Below are 4005 nucleotides of genomic sequence, written 5' to 3' on the forward strand. Positions count from 1 at the left end.
CTCCCGGCAATTTTACCCCTACAGGATCCAGGCCAGACCGCCTGGCGGGTGGGCGCTGCGCTGGTGTTGTTTGCCCTGGTCTTATGGGCAATTCGCCCAGGGCGGCGGACGATCTCGGAAGCGGCATTTCTTGTCCTGATGGGGTTTTTAGTGGTTGCCTGGTTGAGCTACAACTACATGCCCTTTCTGGCTCTGGGGCTGATTCCCGTCCTGGCGCGTTACTGGTTACCACTTTGGGCGGTTCTACTGATCGTGGCGGGGCTGGTGGGCTACTCGGCCTGGTGGGCCATGCACGAGCCCTTGCAGGTCAGTTTCGAGATTGTGCTTACCCAGGGTCCGCTCGACACCACTGCCTGGAGCGCCCTGCCCATTCCTGCCGAGTACCCCAGCCTGGGTCTGGCTTTTTTTGTCTTCACCACTTTTTTGTTTGGGGGTTATTCGCTTTTTACCCTCGAGATGCTCTTACGCGAGACCAGGGCGCGGGAGGAGCTCGAGCATACCCGCCGCGAACTCGAGCAGACCTCGCGGCAGGCCGGCATACTGGAAGAACGCCAGCGCCTGGCCCGCGAGATTCACGACACCCTGGCCCAGGGCTTTGCCAGCATCGTGGTGCAGCTCGAGGCCGCCGAGATGGCTTCCGAAAACGAGACTTCCGCTGGACGCTATCTGGGGCAAGCCCGCACTTCTGCGCGCGAAGGCTTGTCGGAAGCCCGTCGCATGGTTTGGGCCTTGCGCCCGGAAATCCTCGAGAACACCTCGCTGCCCGAAGCGCTAGGGCGCCTGCTCCAGCGCTGGCAGGAAGATACAGGGGTCAAGGCCCAGTTCACCCTGACCGGCGAACCCCGGTCACTGCACCCCGAACTCGAGGTGGGGCTTCTGCGCATAGCCCAGGAAGCCCTGACCAATATTCGCAAACACTCCCAGGCCGCCCACGCCAACCTGACCCTTTCGTACCTGGCCGACCTGGTGTTAATGGATGTGCAAGACGATGGGGTCGGGTTGCAACCCCCCATCTCGGGCAGCTTTGGCCTGCGTTCGATGCGTGAGCGGGTGGAGGCCCTGGGGGGTCAGATGACGGTGGAAAGCGAGGCTGGACAGGGCACAACCCTGGCCTTTAGTCTGCCCCTCTACGGACTGGTGGAGGCCCGGCCAAAGGTGGGGACCCCATGACACATACCGCAACGATCCGAATTCTCCTGGTGGACGACCACCCGGTGGTGCGGGCCGGGCTCTCGGGCTTGCTCTCATCCCAACACGACTTTGAAGTTGTGGGTGAAGCCTCCAATGGCATGGAGGCACTGGGCTTGCTGGATACGCTTAAACCGGATGTGGTGTTGATGGATTTGCGCATGCCCCAGATGGATGGGGTAAGCGCCATTCGGCAGATCCGCGCCAAGCTTTCCAAAGTTCAGGTGCTGGTACTCACCACCTTCGACACCGATTCCGAAATTGTTCGGGCCGTTGAGGCCGGGGCGACCGGCTATTTGCTCAAAGACGTGCCCCGGGAGGAACTCTTCCGGGCCGTACGGCTTTGTGCCAGGGGCGAGGCCGTGCTTTCCCCGCCCATCGCCGCCCGGCTGCTAGGCCGGATGCGCGGCCCCGCCGAAGAAAACCTCTCCATGCGCGAGCTGGAAGTGCTCTCACTGGTAGCCAGGGGCCTTTCCAACAAAGAAATTGCCCGTAAGCTCAAAATCAGTGAAGCCACCGTCAAAACCCACCTGCTGCACGCTTTTGGCAAGCTGGGGGTGGATGATCGCACCGCAGCCGTAACGGTAGCGCTGGAAAGAGGTATCCTCCGGCTGGAAAGTTGAACCCGGCTTATTCCGTCTGGCATTGGCTTGTTGATAGCACTGGGTGACCTGGGCAAAGTGGATCTGCTCTTTGCTGGAACTATGGTCATTGATCTACACGACCCGGCCTTTGTGAAGAACCCCGACCCCATTTCCCCTGGCTTTTGCCTGAAACCCGGGAGGCTATGCTACTCTGGCAGCCTCGCGAACTTCGTGCACAAACTGCCTGGTTTTGTGGTCCAGGTCGTGTACGGCCCAGGGAAGGGTTTTGGCCCTCGGCCACCTGTCAAAAAGGGTATCCAGCCATTGCAACAGAAGGTCGGCGGCCATCGGCCCCGAAGACTGGTAGGTGATGCTGGCATTGCTCAGCGTCACCTTACCCAGGGCCTCGTAGTGGCTGGGGGAGGTATGCATGATGAGCATTCGGAAATTATCGCCCGAATCTTGTCCCACGCATTCCAGAACCCGCCCCTCTCGTAGAGCATTGATCTTATGCAGTGTGACCATGGCTTAATGGTACGTTGCCCCGCTATGAGTTTCCAGTGTCAAATGGTCTAAATGAATCGATCTGCATTTATCGCCCTGCAGGGGTGGATAGTCCCCAATGGGAACCCATCTACCCAGACCAATCCTCGAGAAGATGCCTCTACAAGGGGGAGTAGCGTGGCGGTGCGCACCTGCGCGTATATTCACATGGCTCCATTATTTCTTCAGGGCGTCGCGGATTTCACGCAGCAGGACTATATCTTCGGGTGGGGCCGGGGGTGCAGTGGGGGTCTCGTTCTTCCGGGCCAGTTCCTGGAGCCTGTTCATCGGCGTAACCACGAAGAAATACAGGGCAAAAGCTACCATCACAAACGCCACCACCGCATTGAGGAATTGACCAATGTTTAAAGCGCCCAGCCGGATCGCCGAGAAGTCGGGCGCACCAAAAATCATCCCGATGAGCGGATTGAGTATATCCGCAACCAGCGAGTTCACAATGGTTCCAAACGCACCGCCAATAATCACACCTACCGCTAAGTCAAGCACACTTCCACGCATGATGAATTTTTTGAATCCTTCCAACATACAAACCTTCCGGTTCTTGCCGGTGCTCTGGTTACAGGCCGTCCCTTCTTTTCCAGAATCACCTTCTTGCAGCAATTGATCTACCCACAATGTGACGACCTTTCGTCAATCTAGCCCGGGGGGATTTTGGCGTCAAGGCATACTCCCTTTGTGGAGGTTCTGGGATGGGTCGCATAAGGATCCCACCCTTCGACGGTGCACGAACCGCCTCCCCAGTAGAGTTTTCGGCTACGGGTAGGCGCGCTATTTTCTGACCGCCCTATTCTATACGCCATCCACCTCCAGGGTTTTGCTGCGGATGGCCACTCGATACACCTGCTCGTACTGATCGGTTATAGCTTCGGGATTAAAGTGGGCCTGGGCATAGTGACGCGCAGTTTCACGCATTTGTGCCCGACCGGGTGCGGTCAACACTTCCACTACCGCATGGGAAAAGCCTTCCAGGTCGCCAAACTCTACCAGTCTCCCCACTTCTGGGATCAGCCACTCGGGAATGCCCCCCACCCGGGTAGCGATCACCGGAACCCCACAGGCCAGAGCTTCTAGTCCGGACTGCCCAAAGCCCTCATACTCCGAGGCCAGCAAAAATGCATCGGCCGAGCCGATAATTTCCTCGGGTTTCTTGGCCGTGGCCAGCGAGGTCACGCCATCGTCCACGCCCAGACTATGGGCGATGCTCAATGCCTCGGCTCGCTCAGGGCCTGTACCCACCAGAACCAGCCGGGCCTTGATTTTCTGGCGGACTTTGGCAAATACGTGTACGATATCGCCCACCCGTTTGACGCCCCGGAAGTTGGAAGCATGTACCAGCAAAAACTCGTCTTCGCCAGCATAAAAGCGCTTGGCCTCCGGGTTGGGCCGGAAGCGCACGGTGTCTACGGCATTGAAGATCACCTGGGCGCACACCCCAAACGAGCGCTGGGCCTGCTGGGCAAGGTTTTGCGATACCGCCGTCACTGCGGCAGCTTTTTTGAGCGCCTTGCTGGTGAGGGTCTGGTAGGCCGGGTCAATACCCAGCAGGGTCACATCGGTACCATGGAGGGTATGGATTAGGGGAATACTGCCCTCCGCAGCCAACTCGGCAGCCACTGCGTGCGGGATAGCGTAGTGGGTGTGGATCAGCTCGAGGTGTTCCTCGCGGATG

At 58.9% G+C, this 4005-nt stretch carries 5 protein-coding genes; 2 read left to right on the plus strand and 3 right to left on the minus strand.

All coding sequences use genetic code 11. The annotated features are described in order from the left end of the window. Both Q0288_RS06335 and Q0288_RS06340 read left to right on the plus strand, forming a co-directional pair. Positions 1-1170: sensor histidine kinase (locus Q0288_RS06335; RefSeq protein WP_299428849.1), on the plus strand; the 1170-nt coding region annotated here is incomplete at its 5' end. Beyond that, on the plus strand, positions 1167-1811 hold the full coding sequence (locus tag Q0288_RS06340) for a response regulator transcription factor (protein WP_299428851.1): 645 nt from the start codon (positions 1167-1169) through the stop codon (positions 1809-1811). The genes Q0288_RS06335 and Q0288_RS06340, both read left to right, overlap by 4 nt. A gap of 162 nt (positions 1812-1973) precedes the next feature. Here Q0288_RS06340 and Q0288_RS06345 read toward each other — a convergent pair whose 3' ends face one another. The 3 genes from Q0288_RS06345 to Q0288_RS06355 form a co-directional block, all read right to left on the minus strand. Further along, on the minus strand, positions 1974-2297 hold the full coding sequence (locus tag Q0288_RS06345; RefSeq protein WP_299428853.1) for a hypothetical protein: 324 nt from the start codon (positions 2295-2297) through the stop codon (positions 1974-1976). Positions 2298-2492: 195 nt separating this feature from the next. Continuing rightward, a complete protein-coding gene (gene mscL, locus Q0288_RS06350) occupies positions 2493-2861 on the minus strand; it encodes a large conductance mechanosensitive channel protein MscL (protein ID WP_299428855.1) in 369 nt (122 codons plus the stop codon). A gap of 264 nt (positions 2862-3125) precedes the next feature. Further along, positions 3126-4005 (minus strand): glycosyltransferase (locus Q0288_RS06355; RefSeq protein ID WP_299428857.1); only part of this gene is annotated, 880 nt, incomplete at its 5' end.

Source organism: uncultured Meiothermus sp., from assembly GCF_937863175.1.
Lineage (GTDB): Bacteria > Deinococcota > Deinococci > Deinococcales > Thermaceae > Meiothermus.

What these genes read in the sequence shown, in the direction of transcription:
- Q0288_RS06340 (WP_299428851.1), top strand. Translation starts at nt 1,167, where the DNA reads ATGACACATACCGCAACGATCCGAATTCTCCTGGTGGACGACCACCCG.
- Q0288_RS06345 (WP_299428853.1), bottom strand. Translation starts at nt 2,297, where the DNA reads ATGGTCACACTGCATAAGATCAATGCTCTACGAGAGGGGCGGGTTCTG.
- mscL (WP_299428855.1), bottom strand. Translation starts at nt 2,861, where the DNA reads ATGTTGGAAGGATTCAAAAAATTCATCATGCGTGGAAGTGTGCTTGAC.